Genomic DNA, 20256 nt, shown 5'->3' on the forward strand with positions numbered 1-20256 from the left:
ATTGTAATATTACAATGTTTTGAGATTTAGGTGATTAACAGTCTTAGAACAGGAGAATTGAGAACTTTTCGTAATATTACAATGCTTTAAATAGATAGTATGAAATCATGAGTATTGTATGAAAAAATTTTTATCAAAGTAAATAGGAGTGATAATATATGGCAATCGATCATATAAGCAACAACGTAGTAGAAAAATTAGAACAAACGGTGCGCTATGAAAAGAAACAAATCCAGGTATTACGTGTAAGTAAAAGTAGTTCTAATACACACGCTTACATGATTTTTCCGGAATTCTCAGAGGTTAAAATTTCAAATACCGAACTGGATGAATATATAGAAAACCTATCAACAAGCGTGAAGTATGTCATTGATCGCAAGTTGAGTCAACAAGAAATTGAAAAACAAAATCATTCTTTCATTATGACGTGTGCAGTTGAGGAAGATGGTGTGATAGATGATGAAACTCTTCATTTTAATACGACTTATGTCAAACCACCAACGATTGCAAATAAAGTATTTAAGTTAGTGTGTGGATTAGGCAATCGTTTAGATAGCTTAAAAGAGTTACATATTACAGTATTAAATAATAATATTAATCGAATTGAAATTGAATTTTATAATGAAAATGAAACATACATGGCAGTAGAGAAGGAAGAAATCGCGAATGCAATTATGGGAGCATATACAAAAGCAAATATCTATTACTCAGCAGATCTCTATTATGTTGCAGAAGGAAATCAAATCAAATTAAAGAGCGTTAAACCAAAATTAGCGGGTGATGTGTGATGAAACAAGAAAAAGGGATGATAGGAGTCTTATGTACGCTTGTTTTGATGGTTTTACTTCTTATCCCCTTACAAGCAGCTCATGCATCTGTAAAAGTGGACTTTAATGAATTAAAAGGGAATGATGTTTCGTCATCCTTTAAAGAGGGATTAAACAATCGAACCAAAACACCAGAGAAGGATGATTCATTCGGTTCATCATTAATACAAAAAATTGAGGGTATGTATGCACCTGCCTTTAAAGTAGGGGTAAATATCTTTTCTATCTCTTTCGTATTAGGCGTTATTGTCATGGTTATGGCATTAATTACGAAGAATGGTCAATGGATGAAGTGGGCGACAGGAAGTATGATCTTTTCATTCGTTAGTATGATGGCGATGAGACTAAGTGTGTACTTCTTATTCAGTTCCGATGTAGTTTCGTTTATGAACATCTTTACGGATTTTTTAGACCTGTTTAAATCAACAGCACTTATTTTTACACCATTTATGTTAATTGCAGGTATTCGTTTACGAAAAATTCATGAGAGTACGAAACAACCTGAGTATTATCGTTGGTCCAATCGTGTCATAACGGGATCTTGTTTACTCTGTATGTTAGCAGTACTCGCTCCATGGCTATTTGCGAATATGTAAAGAAACACATATAAGAGTAATGAAAAAGGTACTGAATCTATATTCAGTACCTTTTATCTACCCATATGATTTCTTCGTTCGTATTCTTCAAATACTTCCGGTGATATAGGGGATAATATGCCACTTAGATATACAGCTGTAAATAAAAAGTATTGTTCATCTTTTGTTTGAACTGTAAGAGTGCCGTGTTCCTCGTTATTGGGGATAATTCGTTCAATTTTCAGTTGTTTTTTGTCGCAAATAATTGCCTTGATTTTATAGACGTTATGTATTGGTAATCTTTCGATATACAGACAACTACGCTCTAACAGATAGAAAATGAGTGCCATTTGTAGAATGAACACAATTTGTAGTAGAGATGGTATGCCTGCAAAATAGACAAGAAAAATAGAAACTAAAATAATATTTAACTTCGAAAACCATTTCTCGTATTGCTTCATAGAAAGAATACTTTTTTTCGTTTGAAAGACTTGGAATCTCGTTATGAGGAACAGGATTGTAAAAATTCCTTCATAAATAAGCCAAGTATGCCATTCCAACTTAGAAAGATCTAGTACTAAGTAAATGATGCCGGTAAAGATAAGGATTGGTACCAGATGTACCAGGCTAAATAATATCGTATGTTCTAACATTCTTTTCTTGTAGAGGTGATTAGTAATTGAATCCAAGTTTCTTAACTCCTTCTGCAATTTTCATGATGAAACCACCAATAAGTAGATGGTATTCGCCTATTCCTTTTACGTTTACATACCAGCACATATAGTGCCTAATACCTTCTTTTGCTCCATGATCATGTAAAGGGAAAGGAGATGCGTATTTTTCAGATGACATATTATTATCACAGAAAGGAACCTGTCCTGCAAGAGCAAAACGTTTCTTTGCATCATTTACAATCCAACAACCATAATCTGCTGCTCCATACCATAATGCTTCTTTATGGATCGGATCAATAGAAGGTTGTGCTGGATAATTTTCAGCTAGTATTTGTGCTTTTTCTTCACGAAGTCGTTGATGAATATGTGAATTCAATGGATCTTCCGTTCCGATTTCATAGGTTTCCTCAAAATTCCCACACTCATAAGGGATAAGGGGATCATTTGAATCAGCTGCTAATTGTAGACTGCAAGAATCCGATTTTGAAAGATAGTATACACAGTCTTTGCAGGTGAAAAGGTTTGAAAAAGCTGAATCTGTTTCTTGTTCTGTTACCGTATTATCTACTACAAGTTTTAACATGTCTATCACAATCCTTTTTAGGCTAGTTCGTAAATTAATATAGACGTATCATATCATGCTTATTTTTAAATGTAAATATTTACCATTTAAAATGTGCTAATTTATTTTGAAAGGACTGTTTATTTTGAAAAGAAATCGAGAATATATTGCTTTGCGAAATTCTATTTTGGTAGGTTGGTTGCTCACAATTATCGTTATAGGTCTATCTATCTATTTTTCTTCTATTGTGTATTTACTAATTGGATGTTTCATTCTGTCGCTTAAATATGGATTAATGGGTACCGTAAAGAATGTGGAAAAGCGTTTACCTACCTGGGCTAATTTTGGCGTCATTGAAAAGCCAGTGAATCGAAGGGTGACAAGACCCTTTCAATTTCGGGGTGGGCTTATTGCTTCATTAGCATTGGGATTTGTAGAGATGGTGATAAAAGGCCTATGTATCTCATATTTTATTTTAGGATTAGAAACTCATGTGTATCGTTTAATGCGCAGAAACGCAAGAGTGTGAAAGGGAGGCTTATATTATGAAAGTATTAATATTTGAATTAGTTCTCATTGCGATTCTGATTCCGTTGAATATCATTGTAAAAAGACATGTACCAAAATGGAAAGGAAAAGCCGGAGAAAAAATGGTGAAACGCATCTTAAGCAAATTAGAACCCGAAAGTTATTATGTGTTACATGATGTGACAGTTAATACTGAGTATGGTGATACAACGCAAATTGACCATATTGTAATAGCGGAAACAGGTGTATTCATTATTGAAACAAAAAATTATGAAGGTTGGATCTATGGGAGCGAGAAAGCGGCAAGATGGACACAAGGTATTTTTAGAAAAAAACACTCCTTCCAAAATCCGTTTAGACAAAACTATAAACATATTAAAGCGGTTGAATGGATTATGGAGCAGCAGCTGCCGTACATATCCATTGCAACATTCCATCCAAAATGTAGCCTGAAAAGGGTAGACGTTCATTCTAAAGCTAAACACGTCTTATATTATAACAATCTGAAGAAATGCATTGAATCTTATACTGACGTTCAATTAACAAAAGAAGAGGTCCAGTGTATCTATCAAACTATATTGCGGGCAAATATTACTGATAAGGATATTGAAAAGAAACATTTGAAATATTTACATAATAAGTTCGCTAAACAATAAGAAAATGAGGAAAGAGACATGTTATATATAATAGGGTTTGTCGTAATATCTGTAATAGCTATTCGCCTTAACATGAAGTATTACAAACTAAAAGGAAACTCAGAAGATTTAATAATGAAGAAAAATGATTAGAGGTTTTTTATATAATGTTTTAAAGTCCATTTCAATTGAAATGGACTTTAGTATTCACGCATGGTTATTATAAATCGTTTTTATTTTTGTTTTGAGAATGTCCAAGAATGGTACCTTTACATATGGTGCCTGCCCTCCTCCGACTTGAACCAATTTACTGGATATTAAGTAAACACGTTCTATAAAACAGAATCATTTATTTTTTACTAGATTGTTAGTGTACAAATACAAGAGAATCGAGATTATTTGTTTGGCTAGATTAAAGCAACGCCACATCTATATGGTTGAGATGTGTTACGCCTTCTAATCGGAGAACCAGCTTTATAGAACGTGTCCACAATTTATATTTTACTACATGTAATATTCATTTGATGTAATTTTTACGAATATGCATAATTACATAAAGTTTACGGGAAAAAGAGAGTATACTTTGATATTGTGTAATAAAGATAAAACCCACCTACGGAAATAGGTGGGTTTTTTAACGCATAAAGAAAAGCACTCCTCTTGAAGTGCCTCTCATTACTTAATCTACATAAGATTTTTCTTACAGCACAAATATATCTGGGTTCCCACCCAATTTATATTTTACAACATCTCTTTATAAAGCTTAATTAATTTAATGTGAATTTTCTAATAGTTTTTTAGCAGAAGCAAGAAGCTCCAACGATGATTAATAAAATAAATAATACAACTAATAAAGCAAAGCCTCCAGCAAAGCCGCCGCCGCCACAACTACCGCAACTACCACCAAATCCCATTTTAATCTCTCCTTTGAGTAGGAGGGGAAAATTAAGGTCATTCATGTATTTTAACGGGTTCACTTTACCTTATGTTTTTACGGATTAATTGAGCAGGTCCTTTTGAAAATAAAGAAAAGACACCCTAAGGCGCCTTCCTCCGACTTGAACCACTTTAATTTTAATAATATGTATTGGACTCCCATCCAAATAATATTTTACCACGTTAAGTTATTCTGTTCATTGAGAAATATGATTCAAATCTATATTTTGGGTTAATAGTTTTTATATCGAAAATAGTGGATGGATTATCCTGTATGTCAATCGATATGCTAAATTTCATATCGAAAAAAGTAGAATTTGTTAACGTTTTCAAAATAAGGAATATTCTTATAAATCGCTGCTAATATCAAACTTGTACTTATTATAAAACAAGGGGATGTTTATATGTTTAAAAAAGTTACATTAGGGATATCATCATTAGCGGTGGCAGCGGTAGTTGGGTTAGGAATGGCATCGGAGGCATCAGCAGTACCAGCAGTACCTCTAACTTCTTTAAGTGTAGTAAAAGTGGAATCACAATTGGGTGGAGTTGAATACATTACTCCAAATAGTTTTAGTACAACTAAAGATCATGGGGGAAGTTACTTATATGTTTACACAAAAGAAATAGGATATGGCCAGTTTCCTTTTGCCAAAATGAATGGATTTGATGTAAAAAGTATTGGTTCACAAATAATTGGTGGTAATCCTATTGTAGGTTGGGAATATAAATGGGACGCATCAAATCATCAAGAAGGGACTTTTGAATATCAAAAGACTTCAATAAATTATCCAAGAGATACGTGGCGCACTTCGTTATATATTAAATAATCAGTTTTATATATTCGTAGCATGAAAAAAAGAAAGGAATGAAGTATTCTCCTCGTAGTAAACGACTCAGCGGTATTAATGTATATATGACAAGCACCCCTACAGATATTGTCCCGATGGGACAGGTACATGACTGGTATTCTTTGCGTTGGCAAATCGAAATTTTATTTAAAACGTGGAAGTCATTCTTTCAAATTCATCATTGTAAAAAGATAAAACCAGAACGATTAGAGTGCCATTTATATGGTCAATTGATTGCCATTCTACTCTGTTCTTCTATCATGTTTCAAATGCGCCAATTGCTCCTCATGAAGAAAAAACGAGAGCTTAGTGAGTATAAAGCCATATATATGATTAAAGACTATTTTCTTCTTCTATTCCAAACTATACAGAAAAACACCCAAGAGCTATCAAAGGTGTTACTTCGTCTGTTTAATCTTCTACAGCAAAACGGACGGAAATCTCATCGATATGAGAAAAAAACGGTCTGATATATTAGGTGTTGTTTACAATTGTACCATGTCTGATAATCAAGCCGCTTAATTCAAAAAAGTGAAACCCGTTAGGGTTTATTTCGTATGCAAATCTTTCAATCACCTACACTTGCCCTTTAGAAAAAAGAAACAATCTCGCCTAAAATTGACTTTGCATAAGCTTAGCTTGATAGCGATGTGGCGGTACCCCATAAAGAAAAAAGGAAAGCAAATAGCCTTCTTTAGAAATAATATGATGAACCAAACGGAATTGTTGAAAAACCAGTTGGATGTATAACATGGTGTATAACATGATGATGTATGACATGTGAAAAAAAGGGATCATGTATCATCACATGGTGAATTGCCTGCTGTGTCTCTTGTCCAGAGTGTAATGTAAGTGCGAATTGCCGTGCATCGTTAGAATATGAAATTCCCATAATAACTTATTTCTCTCCTTTCGTAGCTATCAGTTATGAACTTTTTACATGATATGAACTCTTTACATGTTATGTCTTTGTACATAACAAAGATCTTATGTTATTGAAAGTGTATTCATAAAAATATTTAGAAGTGGTTTCTAATATTAATTTTAAACTAAGGGAGCATTTCTTTATTAAGGGATGCCCTGTATTTTTTATCAATAGGCACAGTAACCATTTGAAGCCCAAGTCATATACTATGAAAAAGAATTTTCCCTTAATAATCTCATTAACGAGGGGTGTTATGATGGATAAACGAACTGTTAATCAAGTGGGTGGGAACGTGCCTCAACCTATCCGAAGTGATGGAGCTGGAGGGATTGACTCAGGCCCGCGTAATATTATGCGAGATATTCAAAATCCGAATATGCTCGTCCCACCTATTACAGATGCAGGATTAGTTCCTAACTTGAAATTCTCATTCTCAGACACTTCTATGACATTAAATCACGGGGGATGGTCACGGGAGATTACTGTTAGAGAACTTCCGGTTTCGACTACGATTGCTGGGGTAAATATGAGTTTAACGGCCGGAGGAGTACGTGAACTCCATTGGCATAAACAAGCAGAATGGGCATATATGCTTTTAGGAAAGGCACGCATAACAGCCGTTGACCAAGAAGGGAGAAATTTCATTGCTGACGTTGGGCCAGGTGATCTTTGGTACTTTCCAACTGGTATTCCGCATTCGATTCAAGGATTGGAGCATTGCGAATTTCTGCTTGTCTTCGATGATGGACATTTTTCTGATCTATCTACTTTATCTATTTCCGACTGGTTTGCACATACGCCAAAAGAAGTTCTATCGGCTAATTTCGGAGTGCCAGAAAGTGCTTTTAGCTCTATTCCTTCAGAGCAAATCTATATTTATCAAGGAGAGGTACCGGGTTCGCTTGAGAGTCAGGAAGTCCAGTCACCTGAAGGAGAAATTCCTTTAACCTTCAAGCACGAATTGTTAAAACAAACACCTATCAAGACCCCTGGTGGTAGCGTTCGAATTGTAGACTCTACAAACTTTCCCATCTCAAAAACAATCGCAGCCGCACTCGTTGAGATTGAACCAGGTGCAATGAGAGAACTTCATTGGCATCCCAATAACGACGAGTGGCAGTATTACCTTACCGGACAAGGGCGAATGACTGTATTTACTGGAAACGGTGCAGCACGTACATTTGATTATAGAGCCGGTGATGTCGGATATGTACCCTTTGCAACTGGACACTATATTCAAAACACCGGTACAGAAACATTATGGTTTTTAGAAATGTTCAAAAGCGACCGCTTTGAAGATGTGTCGCTGAACCAATGGATGGCACTGACTCCTAAAGAATTAGTTCAAAGCAACTTAAATGTTGGATCAGAATTGCTCGATTCTCTACGCAAGGAGAAATGGCCAGTTGTGAAATATCCCGGGTTTTCCTACTACCCAAAAAACAGGTAAATAAGAGTAGATTTGTTTATCCATATAGTTATGGAGCTGATTACTATGTACAAGACAATCTACGACCACTCAGCTGAGATTACACAAGCAGTTATAAAAGCAAGAGGGGAAGCAATTAATGGCGAAAAAGAATTGATAGAAACTTACCTAAGTGATGAAGCTGTTACCAACTTATATAAAAAAACATTTAGAGTTCTATCTAACCAATTAATTTTCTATGAGGTTGTCGTGGGGGAGAATTATTTCCTCCAACCATCGAAATATTGTCAATCAGGGGTCGTTTATTGAAATTTCTTAGATGCTTTTTAAAATTAGTTGAAAATTGCGGAAAATCATTTTAAAAAGTTTGTTCTTAAGGAGTCCTATAAGAATTATCTTGAAGGACCTTTCTTTATTAAACTTTTTGTGAAAATTTGAACTTAAACTAACGGGTGCTTTAATTGAGCAAGAAACCAAAATCTTTTAACTTCCGAGAACGGAAATTATGTAAATACGAAACCCTTTAGCCAAGTAAACTGAAGGGGTTTTTTCTAGATACATTGAATACCGATAAGTGCAGTTATGTAATCTAGATGTGTATATGGGATATATTTTTGAGAACAAAATAAGAGTTAATCAGTCTTATAATTTAATCATAATTCAGTTGATTGTAATTATCATGTTGCGTTGGTTTGGAAAACCTTTTTAGTTTAAATTATAAGGAGTAAGGTGAAAATGGTTATAAGGAAAGGAAGGTAGAGTCAAGATGCTATTTAATATTCTAATTGCATTTGTGTTACCTTGGACTGTTGGAATTCTTCACCTTTACAAAAAAGAGAGAAGAATTATACCTCTGATCGGCTCATTTTTTTGTGTCGTTGCTTTTGTCGTAAATGAATTCGGCCTTTATTGTGGTTTTTGGAGGATTGCTCCTTTCCTTGATCAAAAAACCTTGTCTGCTTTACCCTTTAATATAGGACTTTATCCGATTTTGGCAAGTTACTTGATATTCTTTATAAAGAAAACCCAAAGACCTTACTTGATGGTCTTTTTCATATCCCTATTTACTACTCTTCTTGAAATGACATTAGTTTCAAGTGGGAAAGTCGTATATGGTAACGGCTGGAATATTATTTGGACATTTTTCTCCTATATCATCCCTTATATGTGGGTGTACTGGTATTACCTCTATTTAAGAAAGTTACAAGTCATGAGCTAAATCCTGAAGGCAACATAATAGAATTCGAATGTTTTTGATTGTCGATAACGAGATTTATGTGAACTAGTAGTATGCACCCTTACCTTGTTTATTTGCAGTTTTTTGAATGTATACTCTTGTTAGTGATTTTGGAGAAAATGAGTAATTTGCTATAAAATCAAGAAAACGAATGTAAACTAATGGTTAAACATTTACATTTGGGTTTTTAAACTTTTACAACTAATTTTGTAATAAAATTCTCAAAATAGATGCAACCTCTATTTATAGTTTTAATATTAAAAATTAACAAAAAATACAATGCAATATAAATAAGATAGTTTTTTCCGTTTTCGTTCTTGTTGCCTACATGCTTGATACTTTTTGGGTGTTTTTTTGTATAGCTTCATAAACTAGGTATAGATGATCTTGAATCATATAAATCGCTTTATATTCACTTAATTCTTTTTGTTTTTTCTGTTGTAACAGTTATCTCATTTTGAACATAGTGGAAGAATGAAGAAAAATAGTAGCATCTAAAATACGTATACGTTGAAAATAGGACGTGTATTAGTCTGTCCAACATCAGAGAGAGTTCATCCACCGAGTGTTTGGACTTATAGCATAAAATACGATTCCGTTAGGAACCTACTATCATCCATGTTCTTCATATATTTGCACCAGAACCCTTTTTTCTGTTCCCATAATACTTTTCTAGGTTTCTAGATACATAGAATACGGATAAGTGGGGTTATGTTAACTTGATGGGCATGTATGGTAACTCCCAATAGCAATTCTCGTAGGCGCTGCCGTGATCGGTTTAGCGTCTTATTTGTTGTTAATGAAAATAGGTAAAGAAGATAGACTAGTAAACAAGCTGTTTTCTACTTTTAAACATAGAATATGATGAATCCTATTAAAATAAGGGGGGGACTTATATTCATGAGAGATGATTGTCGTTTCGAGAACTTCAGAGATTGTGATAGATTTTGGGATGATTTAATGTTCGGTAGACGCAGACATAGAGATTTTGATGACCGTCGTTGTAGACGTGACCGTGACTGCGATTGTGATGAATGTCGTCGCAGACGTAACAATGATCGTGACCGCGATTTTGATGACCGTCGAGATTGGTAAATCCCTTTGGAAGAGTGCTTTGAAGAAAAGCACTCTTTTTTTTGTTCAAGAATTTTCTGGTCTTATTTGTTAAGGGAAGATAAGGATAAATAAAAAAAGAGAGCCGAAGCCCTCTTTTGGAATCGGTTAATTAAGAACAAATTGGAATTCCTAATGCTATTAAAGTCAATGCTACTTCAAGAGAAATCTCAAGTCTAGCAACTTCGATTCCAGCTACTGAGACAACTAAAAAAGGTTGGTCATTTACGAATAGAATACAGCTTGTCAGGTTCTGGTGCAAACATTTTTTGAAGATATAAAGAAGTGAAGAGATTCCTAACGGAATCCGCTTTTATGCTGAAATACCGAATAGTTGATGAATGAGGTTCACTTGATTTTGGACAGACTTCCCCCCTGAGAGGTTTGTCCTTTTTTCATCATATGCATGGCTTCAACACCTCTCAATATAGAAGTTGCTGTTTTAAATGACTTGAATCCCAACATAGAACGCACGTGTTTCTTAATAAAACGATGATCTTGTTCCACTATATTATTGAGAAATCTAACTTGCCTTAGTTGTATGCCTTCAGGCATATGTTTCTCTTCTTTTAACTCTTGAATCGCTACAGGGTAGGCAGGGTTCTTATCTACTGTTATCACACGAGTTTAGACACGTACGAAAAAGCCAAGGCTTTCTTGAAAAAGCGCTTGGCTGCTTGTTTATCTCTTGATTTACTTAGATAAAAATCAATGGTGTTCTCTTCGGAATCTACAGCACGATATAAATACATCCATTGACCCTTTACTTTGATATAGGTTTCATCGACCCTCCATGAGTCATTTGTTGATTTAAGATGATAGCGTACTTTCTCTTCTAATTGAGGTCCATATTGATGAACCCAGCGCATAATTATTGTGTGAGCGATTGATAACCCTCGTTCTTCCATCATTTCCACCAGGTTACGAAAGCTAAGATTGTACCGCAGGTACCATCTTACTGTTAATAAGATCAGTTCAGGCTGATAATGTTTCCACTTGAATAGGTTTTGCTTTTCCATACTGATCACATCCTTTTTAGAGTACTAGTATCAGTATGTACAAGTTTAAGAGATTTTTTGCACCAGAACCCAAATTGTAAGCACATTAAAAGATTAATAGACAATCCTGTCTTTAGAGAGTATGAAAAGAACATCTGAAATTTTAAAATTTATTGAGGATGGTATAAAAGGCAGCGATAGGTACGGATTATAAACTTTGGCTAAAGATTCGAGAATACAATCAAATTAATCGCTACATTTCTTGGCCAAACCTCTTGTCAAGATTCTCCTATAAAAATAGTGGGAAATATAAAATCAGACGAATGTTGAACATGTTTTTTGGAATCTATTATTTTTTATCTATGTATTTCTTTTATCTGGGAATCATAAAAGGATATTACTATTACATTATAGTTTTTCATATACATAAAACTATTTCTCAATTAATTCCTAGAAAATATGTATAGTTACCCTCACTTCATATTAATATTTAATTAATCTGTATAAATATCAAGATAATTAACGAATAATGACTTTAATTCTCTTATGTATTCCTTCTCATTTATGTTGAGTTTCGTGAGTATCAGTTACTGTAATCTTCGAAAATTATTTTTATAAAATATCCTATGTTATAAAAATATAAAAAACATATCAGGTCAGACTTCTTTTGAAAAATATTTAAAAGTATTACGAAACTAAAAAAAAAAGAGTACGTTTGTTATGTAAATAAATTTTAAGGAGTGGTAATGTTGAAACGTTCACTAGGTTTATTATCAACTGCTGTTGTAACAGCATCAATGTTATTCGGTGTAAGTGGTCACAGTGCATATGCTGATTCACTTTCAGAAGAAAAAGATATGTATCAAGTAGCGGCAAAAGAATCAGCTGAATGTAAGAAACAAGGACAGTATAAAGTGTGTGAAACGCCAGAACAAGCAAAAAAATGGGGAGAAAAACAATACAATAAATGGAAACCAAACAAAAATGAACAGACTGTTTTAAATAGCTATACAAAATATGCTGGGAAATTTAATACACCACTTAGAGATAACAAAGGAGACATAACAAAGATTAAAAATCCAAACGACAAAAATAATATTCTAGCTTTAGACAGCGTATTAAATAGGGGGGAGATACCTGAGGACGTAATTTTATTCAGAGGAGATGACCCTATTGCATTTATGGATGACCCTAATAAATTAATAAAAAATGGCAAAATCGATAAAGAAGAATTTAATAAATTGAAAGAAAAATATAAAGGGAAATCTAAAACGGAATATGGATATATAAGTACTTCTTTGCTATCTAATACTCCAATAGTTAGCACAAAAGTTTTCCAAATAGAATTTAAAACATTAGCTGGAACACACGGAGGATATATAGAAAAACATAGTTCTTATCCAGGACAATATGAGTTTTTACTACCTAGAAATACAACTTATATTATAAGTAAAATGGAATTAAGTAATGATGAAAAGCATATAAAGATTGAGGCATTAGTAAAAAGGTAATAACAAAATCACCTTCGTATTATTCAAAGCTTTCTTCTAATATAAGTTTTGAAACTTATATAAATAGACAGTAACGCGACTTAAATTGATAGAATAGTATGAATATATAAGTTGACGGATGTACAGCAGCACTACATATCTTACGTTAACATGTTATGAAATTTGATAGAGTTGTTATATTGAAAGTACATTTGGTCTATTAGTGGCTGTTGTGATAGCGGGAACACATGAGAGTATATAAACTTACGTGGGTTATTATCCATGATAACTTGAATTTCTATTACAGGAACCATAACTTACATCATAAGTAAAATGGAATGGAAACATTAGTAGAGTAGTGTTCATAGGATCGTGTCTGTATTTAAAAATATTTTTTTAAGGAGCAGAAAAAATGAGCCGAAAAAAACAGATATTCACCGTTATATGTGCATTTGGGATAGGATTAGCAAGTTATACTAATTGTACTTCTGCAGAGGTTTTAGACAGTACTTCATTAAGAAATACTTCAACTATATCAAATTTTTCCCAAGTATCAGCTGTTGCTAAAGAGATGAAACCCTTTCCACAGCAAGTAAACTACTCTGGTGTTATTAAACCAAATCATGTTTCGCAAGAAAGTTTGAATACCTCAGTTATAAATTATTATAACAATTGGAAAAAGAAGTATCTAAAGAATGATCTTTCTTCACTACCAGGTGGCTACTATGTCAAAGGAGAGATTACTGGGAATGCGGATGGTTTTAAACCGTTAGGAACTTCAGAAGGCCAAGGTTATGGTATGATAATCACGGTCTTAATGGCAGGTTATGATTCAAACGCCCAAACTATTTATAATGGCTTATTTAAGACAGCGAGAGCTTTTAAAAGTTCCGAAAACCCAAATTTAATGGGTTGGGTTGTAGCCGATAGCAAAAAGGCGCAAGGGCATTTTGATTCTGCGACAGATGGGGATTTAGACATTGCTTACTCACTTCTTCTTGCTCATAAGCAATGGGGATCAAATGGCACAATCAACTATTTGAAAGAAGCTCAAAATATGATTACAAAAGGTATTAAGGCTAGTAATGTGACCAAAAATAATAGTTTGAATTTAGGTGATTGGGGTTCGAAAAGTACATTTGATACTAGACCTTCTGATTGGATGATGTCTCATTTAAGAGCGTTCTACGAATTTACAGGGGATAAAACTTGGCTTCATGTCGTTGACAATCTCTACAATACTTATACGCAGTTTACAAATAAATACTCGCCAACTACAGGATTGATTTCTGATTTTGTTGTAAAAAATCCACCACAACCTGCACCTAAAAACTTTTTAGATGAATCAAAACATACCGATGCATATTACTATAATGCGAGTCGTGTACCACTCCGAATTGTTATGGACTATGCAATGTATGGAGAAAAGAGAAGTAAGGTGATTTCTGAGAAGGTTACTACATGGATAAAAAATAAAACAAAGGGTAATCCATCTAAAATTGTAGACGGTTATAGCCTAGATGGAACAAATATTGGTGATTATCCAACAGCTGTATTCGTTTCACCATTTATTGCCGCTGGTACAACCAATAGTAACAATCAAGCTTGGGTGAATAGCGGTTGGGATTGGATGAAGAATAAGAAAGAAAGCTATTTCAGTGATAGTTATAATCTATTGACCATGTTATTTTTAACTGGGAATTGGTGGAAGCCAATTCCTGATGAAAAGAATATACAAAGCCCAATAAATTCAGAAGTTCAGTCTGAATTTAAGGAATAGCTTATAAAAAAACGTAGGACTACATACTCCTACGTTTTTTGTTCACACATTTTCTTGTTTATATGAGAGGGAGTACTCATCACTAACAACTTAGCATTTCTGATTCTGGTGCAAAAAATCTATCAAACTTGGACATTCTGATACTGGCATGCTAAAAAGGGCGTTATCAGTATGAATATGCACTATTTATTCAAATGGACACAAACAAATTTTTTTAATTGAAGATATTAATCCTAGAAATTCAGGGGAAACATTTTTGATTGTTGAACAAGAGATTCTTAGAAATAACAGAAAAGTATTGAAACGTTTTTATGGGTTCTGGTGCAAAAACTTTGAAGTATACGAAAATGGTCTATCAAACTTGGACATACTGATAGTACTACTCTATAAAAGGTACGTGATCAGTATGGAAAAGGAGAATATATTTAAGTGGAAACATTATCAACCGGACATCATCTTGTTAACTGTACGTTGGTACCTACGGTACAACTTAAGCTTTCGTGATTTGGTGGAAATGCTGGAGGAAAGAGGATTATCCATTGTTCACACAACGATTATGCGCTAGGTTCAATTAGAAGAGAAAGTATGATATCACCTTACATCAACAAATGACTCATGGGGAGTCGATGAAACCTATATTAAAGTAAAAGGGCAATGGACGTATTTATATCGTGCCGTTGGTTCAGAAGGGAATACCATTGATTTTTATCTAAGTAAATCAATGAATAAACAGGCAGCCAAGCGCTTTTTCGTACATTTCTAAACCTCACGTGATAACAGTAGATAAAAAACCCTGCCTATCCTGTAACGATTCAAGAGTTGAAAAAAGAGAAATATATGCCTGAAGGCATATAACTAAGGCAAGTTAGATATCTCGATAATATAGTGGAACAAGATTATCATTTTATTAAGAAACGTGTGCGCTCTATGTTAGGGTTCAAGTCATTTAAAACAGCAGCCTCTATATTGAGTGGTGTTGAAGCCATGCATATGATAAAAAAGGACAGATTGATTTACGGAATCAGTATGTTCACAATCAAAAAGAATTCATCAATTATTTGGATTAACAGCGTAAAGAGCAATTCCGGTAGGAATCCTGATTGTTCCTTGAAATGTGTCCTATATTTGAAACAGAACCGGTTAAAATTAAGATGGTTCAAGTTGGAGGAAGGAACCTTATGGTGTCTTTTTAGTAGACAAAATTATATAAATAAACGGATAACAGAAAGGTAAGTGAATATTATAATTAATTTTGAACCATTTAATCCAACAATAAATGACATAGCGATCAAACTTGCTATGGTACTGTTTATACCATTATTCTTAGCATTGCTTGTCAAAGTCATACTTATGAAATTTATGAGAGAATCGCTTGTTGGCAGACTAGCATATCTATCTTGTCTATTTTTTATGTACTATGTATTTAAATTTGTTACAGAGTAGAAAGGCATCTTAGGGTGTCTTTTCTTTATAAATAAAAGTAACGTAGTATTTAAATCTATACGTTCACACAAGATTACATGGATTTAGTTCTGTAAATCTATAAAATTTTAGTTTGGATTTTCTTGTCCCAATCAAGTTCCAAAAATGAAAGTTTAGAGTTTCATGTCTTTGTACAACAACAGCTGTAGAAAGACATAAAAGTCTAAACTAAAATCTCATGAACAATCGTTGATAAATAGCCATTATCATAAATTTTGTAGGTACTTTCATGTCTCAATAACGGGACATGAAAGTCTAAACCTTTTGAACATAGGACAAGAAACTCCAAACTACTTAGCCAGTAATAATACAATAAACTGAAAGTAAACTTTTACATAGAAGTTTGCTTTCAGTTTCATCAATAAGAAAAACCACAACAATTGCTGTGGTTTTTCTTATTAACCGACCAAAGTTATATTGTAAATGTTCATAGCATTGTATGTTGAATTTCAATTGTAAGTTCTAATGTAAACTTTTATTCGAAAGTTTACATTCATTTCCCCTAAAACATTGACTTTTATCTAATTCCATTGATATTATAAAAAAAGACAAAAAAGTATACATTCAAATCATTGAAAATAAAGGGATTGAAAAACAGATGGATAAAAAGCAACATTTAATTGATGTACAACCAATTCGGAGCATAGAACAGCTTAATGATATGAAATGGTCGCTCAAACGTCATTGTTCTGATCGTGATTACATTTTATTTCTAATGGGTATTAATACAGGGTTACGTGTAAGTGATTTACTTAAAATGGAAACAGGTGAAATTTTAAAACTGAAGCGAAAAAAACGGAAAGAATTTAAAGTAAAAGAAGGAAAGACAAAAAAGGAACGTATCATAAATATTACATCCATTTTTGATGAAGTATTGCCATATGCTGAAGAGCTAAAAAGTACCTGGCTATTTCCTTCTAGAAAAGGAGATAAACCCATTAGTAAAATTCAAGCCTATCGACAATTACAAAAAGCCGGAGATTTTGCCGGTGTAGAATCCATTGGTACTCACACCATGCGCAAAACCTTCGGCTATTGGTTCTATAAACAAACAAAGGATATCGCTATGCTTCAAGAAATATTGAATCATAGTACACCACAAATTACCCTAAGATACATCGGTATTAATAAAGAAGAGAAAGATAATGTGCTTGATACATTCCGAATCTAATTTTAATTTTTTCTTATAAAATAACGTGTTTAATATAAGGGGGCACTTAACTTTTTTAACCCCTTATATTAGATTATTAATTAGACATTATCTTTTATTTAATTACTCTAGTGTCAGTCGAAAGTGTTTTAAACTCAACTGGGACATTTTTCATCTCTAGTTTTACTGGATTTCTAGAATCAGTAATGTCTGTAAGAGTTCTAGTTAGACGTGTTCCAAACTCAGTGCTAAACTGGCCAATACCTGTAGTCTTAATTCCAAATCTATCGTTCCCTACAGCTGAATCTCTTATGACTTGTTCAAATCCTTGCTTATCGGCTGCAAGTCCTTGTACTGAATATAAAAGCTGTGGTGACATCGGCTGATTATTATAATAATAAGTAACATCACCGTAGAGATTTGCATCAATTTTATTTTTTCCTGAAACCTTAACTTTTTCAAACACATATTCAACTTTATATTTTTTTCCAGCAGGAACTGGAACTTCTATTGAAGGAACAGTAAATTTTCTTTTCTCCTTTGTTTCATGAGTGTCTGAAGTAGACATGTTATATTCAACACTAAAACTTTGTGAAGCTGAAACCATCAATACCGAAAAACTTGCGTTATAATTATATCCAAATTTCCATCCGCTTGTATTAGTTGTACTAGTCGTTTCTTCAAACTCATGTTCATACCCAGTGCTAGGCATATTTACTGTATGTCCTAAATTATTTTCTAAAATATCTGACGAAACAGTTAATACTTGTGAATTTTCAACCATAGAACCATCGATAAGATTTCCCTTTAATTCAATATCTTTTATAGTATGACTTCTGTACTCTTGCCCCCCCCAAGCAGCACTCTGCGCCATTTTCTTAACTCTCTCGTCAATATCCTGATATGCACTGTTCCTGCTACTTACATCTGCTTTTGCGGGTGTGGATCCAAAAATTAATCCCATACTCATAGTTGTTGCTACCAATGAAAACATTAATTTTCTCATGAATTTCCCCCTTATTTCTATTTTATATAACTTCAATTACAATACTAGCCATTGTAACATTTTTACGCAATTTACTATGAAAAGCCCCATTTCTCAGACTCACTGACTACATTTTTTGCATTTTATAATAGAATTGACTATAGCAAACAGTCAATAGTTAGAATAATTAGAAGTAAAACAATTTTCAGAATGTAATTTCTGTATTATTTTTCATTATTTAGACACAAATAAGAATTCTAAAATTAAGCAATATGTTCTAATTGGGGTCATTATACATGCCATCAACTTAAGAAATTGGTAGTTCCCCAAAACGAAGAAAAATTCCGTTTTGGGGACACTCAAAATATTAGCTTGATAGGCATGTGGCGAGACCCCATCGCTATCAAGCTAAGCTTATACAAAATAAATTTTAGGCGAGATTGTTTCTTTTTTCTAAAGGGCAAGTGTAGGTGATTGAAAGATTTGCATACGAAATAAACCCTAACGGGTTTCACTTTTTTGAATTAAGCGGCTTGATTATCAGACAGGGTACAATTGTAAACGACACCTAATATATCAAAGACCGTTTTTTTCTCATATCGATGAGATTTCCGCCCGTTTTGCTGTAGGAGATTGAACAGGCGAAGTAACACCTTTGATAGCTCTTGGGTGTTTTTTTGTATAGTTTGGAATAGAAGAAGAAAATAATCTTTAATCATATATATGGCTTTATACTCACTAAGCTCTCGTTTTTTCTTCATGAGGAGCAATTGGCGCATTTGAAACATGATAGAAGAACAGATTAGAATGGCAATCAATTGACCATATAAATGGCACTCCAATCGTTCTGGTTTTATCTTTTTACAATGATGAATTTGAAAGAATGACTTCCACGTTTTAAATAAAATTTCGATTTGCCAACGCAAAGAATACCAGTCATGTACCTGTCCCATCGGGACAATATCTGTAGGGGTGTTTGTCATATATACATTGATACCACTGAGTCGTTTACTACGAGGAGAATACTTCATTCCTTTCTTTTTTTCTCTTACAGCTTGATCTTGTAATCGTTTTTGTTGCTGTTGTTTTGTTAATCGATGAACAATTACACGAGCTGGCACTTTATCAATCATTCCTACATAAGCATCAGCTATTTCACATGTTTGTCCTGGTTGAAGGGAGCTCATTAACGTCTCCATATCTATCTGTATATACTCTGTACCTTTCTTAATTCTTCCGTCTTGAAAATAATCAGGGTTAGGATTTTTTTGATAAATACGTGTATTCGACTTGATACGAGAGATATAGTAGGCCTCTTTATCTTGTATATATTGAAGGTCTTTTAAATGAAAATAACCTAAATCTCGGATACATAAATCATTCGCTGTCACAGTTGGGGCACACAGAGAGCCGTAAGTGCGATCATGTTGTTTACCTGGACCTGTATGAATATGTAGGAACTGTCCACTTAACAAATCATACTCAAGTTGAATTTTTATCCCAGCTGTATGGCTGCATCCTCCTGTACCTGGATAAACCGATGAAAATACATTCGGGAGTTGAAATGCCGTTGAATCTAAAATACGAATACGCTTGAAAACAGAAGTGTATGGAGAAGAAATTGGCATAGATGTGGCCAATTTTTTGCTTAGTAGTTCGGCTAGTAGGTGTTGTAAAAGTTGGACGGCCGCCTTATTAAACCGTTGATTCAGTCCCTCAGGACTGATGAGTACTTCTGTTGATGCTTCTAAACAGCTAGATAACTGAGTTAAAGAAGTCATAGCTACATTTTGGCTCAACCATACACATAAAGCTACTAAATCTTTTGCTTGGTACTTACTGGTTCGTTGTACAAAACCAACATCTCTAGCAAGATCCCGTAAGGTATTTTGAGATAAAAAACTTTGAATCTCTTGAGCAAATAGTTGTAATTCGTCAGATACAGAAATAGACATAAAAACGCCATCCTTTCCTATGATTCTACAGAAAGAATAACGTATTTTTTTCATTTTGAGGATATTTCTTTTTATTAGCTGGATAGCGATGGGGTACTTCAAAATCTTAAGTTGATGGGCATGT

20 protein-coding genes and 4 pseudogenes are annotated in these 20256 nt (G+C 33.7%); 15 read left to right on the forward strand and 9 right to left on the reverse strand.

Annotation, left to right across the window (positions count from 1 at the left end):
- Positions 1 to 158 precede the first annotated feature (158 nt).
- Entirely contained in the window at positions 159 to 788 is a 630-nt protein-coding gene (locus tag MHH59_RS28690) for a hypothetical protein (protein ID WP_113937310.1), read from the forward strand.
- On the forward strand, positions 788 to 1423 hold the full coding sequence (locus tag MHH59_RS28695) for a hypothetical protein (RefSeq protein WP_002069133.1): 636 nt from the start codon (positions 788 to 790) through the stop codon (positions 1421 to 1423). Before MHH59_RS28690 ends, MHH59_RS28695 begins: the two co-directional genes overlap by 1 nt.
- Positions 1424 to 1476: 53 nt before the next feature.
- Here the strand turns inward: MHH59_RS28695 and MHH59_RS28700 are convergent, their stop codons facing one another.
- Positions 1477 to 2091: a hypothetical protein gene (locus MHH59_RS28700; protein ID WP_340853441.1), complete on the reverse strand. Its 615-nt coding sequence runs from the start codon at positions 2089 to 2091 to the stop codon at positions 1477 to 1479.
- Positions 2075 to 2659: a hypothetical protein gene (locus MHH59_RS28705; protein WP_340853442.1), complete on the reverse strand. Its 585-nt coding sequence runs from the start codon at positions 2657 to 2659 to the stop codon at positions 2075 to 2077. The genes MHH59_RS28700 and MHH59_RS28705 overlap by 17 nt, the downstream gene beginning before the upstream one ends.
- 124 nt (positions 2660 to 2783) lie before the next feature.
- On the opposite strand from MHH59_RS28705, the gene MHH59_RS28710 reads away from it, so the two are divergent.
- Both MHH59_RS28710 and MHH59_RS28715 read left to right on the forward strand, forming a co-directional pair.
- A complete protein-coding gene (locus MHH59_RS28710; protein ID WP_340853444.1) occupies positions 2784 to 3167 on the forward strand; it encodes a hypothetical protein in 384 nt (127 codons plus the stop codon).
- 16 nt (positions 3168 to 3183) lie between these two features.
- A complete protein-coding gene (locus tag MHH59_RS28715; RefSeq protein WP_002204088.1) occupies positions 3184 to 3822 on the forward strand; it encodes a nuclease-related domain-containing protein in 639 nt (212 codons plus the stop codon).
- 776 nt (positions 3823 to 4598) lie between these two features.
- Here the strand turns inward: MHH59_RS28715 and MHH59_RS28720 are convergent.
- Complete coding sequence (locus MHH59_RS28720) at positions 4599 to 4715, reverse strand: YjcZ family sporulation protein (protein WP_002069235.1); 117 nt, start codon at positions 4713 to 4715, stop codon at positions 4599 to 4601.
- A 426-nt stretch (positions 4716 to 5141) separates the two neighbouring features.
- Here MHH59_RS28720 and MHH59_RS28725 point away from each other — a divergent pair, with 426 nt between their 5' ends.
- Both MHH59_RS28725 and MHH59_RS28730 read left to right on the forward strand, forming a co-directional pair.
- On the forward strand, positions 5142 to 5567 hold the full coding sequence (locus MHH59_RS28725) for a DUF4879 domain-containing protein (RefSeq protein ID WP_340853445.1): 426 nt from the start codon (positions 5142 to 5144) through the stop codon (positions 5565 to 5567).
- Between the two features lie 23 nt (positions 5568 to 5590).
- Positions 5591 to 6110: pseudogene (locus MHH59_RS28730) on the forward strand (transposase); the annotation flags it as partial.
- 172 nt (positions 6111 to 6282) lie between these two features.
- Here the strand turns inward: MHH59_RS28730 and MHH59_RS28735 are convergent.
- Entirely contained in the window at positions 6283 to 6480 is a 198-nt protein-coding gene (locus MHH59_RS28735; RefSeq protein ID WP_113937305.1) for a hypothetical protein, read from the reverse strand.
- Positions 6481 to 6769: 289 nt separating this feature from the next.
- Here MHH59_RS28735 and MHH59_RS28740 point away from each other — a divergent pair, with 289 nt between their 5' ends.
- The 3 genes from MHH59_RS28740 (at position 6770) to MHH59_RS28750 (ending at position 9161) form a co-directional block, all read left to right on the forward strand.
- Positions 6770 to 7963 carry an oxalate decarboxylase family bicupin gene (locus tag MHH59_RS28740; RefSeq protein WP_340853766.1) on the forward strand — a complete coding sequence of 398 codons (1194 nt, stop codon included), beginning with the start codon at positions 6770 to 6772 and terminating at the stop codon, positions 7961 to 7963.
- Positions 7964 to 8008: 45 nt separating this feature from the next.
- Positions 8009 to 8251: a hypothetical protein gene (locus MHH59_RS28745; protein ID WP_113937304.1), complete on the forward strand. Its 243-nt coding sequence runs from the start codon at positions 8009 to 8011 to the stop codon at positions 8249 to 8251.
- Positions 8252 to 8708: 457 nt separating this feature from the next.
- Positions 8709 to 9161 (forward strand): CBO0543 family protein, encoded by a 453-nt coding sequence (locus MHH59_RS28750; protein WP_002204079.1) that lies wholly within the window; start codon positions 8709 to 8711, stop codon positions 9159 to 9161.
- 345 nt (positions 9162 to 9506) lie between these two features.
- Here MHH59_RS28750 and MHH59_RS28755 read toward each other — a convergent pair.
- Positions 9507 to 9665, reverse strand: a pseudogene (locus MHH59_RS28755) (IS4 family transposase); the annotation flags it as partial.
- Positions 9666 to 10079: 414 nt separating this feature from the next.
- On the opposite strand from MHH59_RS28755, the gene MHH59_RS28760 reads away from it, so the two are divergent.
- Entirely contained in the window at positions 10080 to 10274 is a 195-nt protein-coding gene (locus tag MHH59_RS28760; RefSeq protein ID WP_002204078.1) for a hypothetical protein, read from the forward strand.
- 130 nt (positions 10275 to 10404) lie between these two features.
- Here MHH59_RS28760 and MHH59_RS28765 read toward each other — a convergent pair whose 3' ends face one another.
- Positions 10405 to 10542 (reverse strand): DUF3956 family protein, encoded by a 138-nt coding sequence (locus MHH59_RS28765; RefSeq protein WP_082179736.1) that lies wholly within the window; start codon positions 10540 to 10542, stop codon positions 10405 to 10407.
- A 63-nt stretch (positions 10543 to 10605) separates the two neighbouring features.
- Positions 10606 to 11311 (reverse strand): annotated as a pseudogene (locus MHH59_RS28770) (IS6 family transposase).
- A gap of 725 nt (positions 11312 to 12036) precedes the next feature.
- Between MHH59_RS28770 and MHH59_RS28775 the strand changes: the two are divergent.
- The 5 genes and pseudogenes from MHH59_RS28775 (at position 12037) to MHH59_RS28795 (ending at position 17213) form a co-directional block, all read left to right on the forward strand.
- Positions 12037 to 12801 (forward strand): ADP-ribosyltransferase, encoded by a 765-nt coding sequence (locus MHH59_RS28775; protein WP_002204075.1) that lies wholly within the window; start codon positions 12037 to 12039, stop codon positions 12799 to 12801.
- 391 nt (positions 12802 to 13192) lie between these two features.
- Entirely contained in the window at positions 13193 to 14560 is a 1368-nt protein-coding gene (locus MHH59_RS28780; RefSeq protein WP_016093800.1) for a glycosyl hydrolase family 8, read from the forward strand.
- Between the two features lie 406 nt (positions 14561 to 14966).
- Positions 14967 to 15627, forward strand: a pseudogene (locus MHH59_RS28785) (IS6 family transposase).
- 166 nt (positions 15628 to 15793) lie between these two features.
- Positions 15794 to 16003 carry a hypothetical protein gene (locus MHH59_RS28790; protein WP_080020964.1) on the forward strand — a complete coding sequence of 70 codons (210 nt, stop codon included), beginning with the start codon at positions 15794 to 15796 and terminating at the stop codon, positions 16001 to 16003.
- A gap of 637 nt (positions 16004 to 16640) precedes the next feature.
- Positions 16641 to 17213 carry a tyrosine-type recombinase/integrase gene (locus tag MHH59_RS28795; RefSeq protein WP_340853449.1) on the forward strand — a complete coding sequence of 191 codons (573 nt, stop codon included), beginning with the start codon at positions 16641 to 16643 and terminating at the stop codon, positions 17211 to 17213.
- 94 nt (positions 17214 to 17307) lie between these two features.
- On the opposite strand, the gene MHH59_RS28800 is transcribed toward MHH59_RS28795, so the two are convergent.
- Complete coding sequence (locus MHH59_RS28800) at positions 17308 to 18198, reverse strand: ETX/MTX2 family pore-forming toxin (protein WP_201055194.1); 891 nt, start codon at positions 18196 to 18198, stop codon at positions 17308 to 17310.
- 503 nt (positions 18199 to 18701) lie between these two features.
- Positions 18702 to 20132 carry an IS4 family transposase gene (locus tag MHH59_RS28805; RefSeq protein ID WP_340853453.1) on the reverse strand — a complete coding sequence of 477 codons (1431 nt, stop codon included), beginning with the start codon at positions 20130 to 20132 and terminating at the stop codon, positions 18702 to 18704.
- Between the last annotated feature and the right edge of the window lie 124 nt (positions 20133 to 20256).

The sequence above is a fragment of the Bacillus sp. FSL E2-0195 genome, assembly GCF_038003645.1.
Taxonomy (GTDB): domain Bacteria; phylum Bacillota; class Bacilli; order Bacillales; family Bacillaceae_G; genus Bacillus_A; species Bacillus_A mycoides.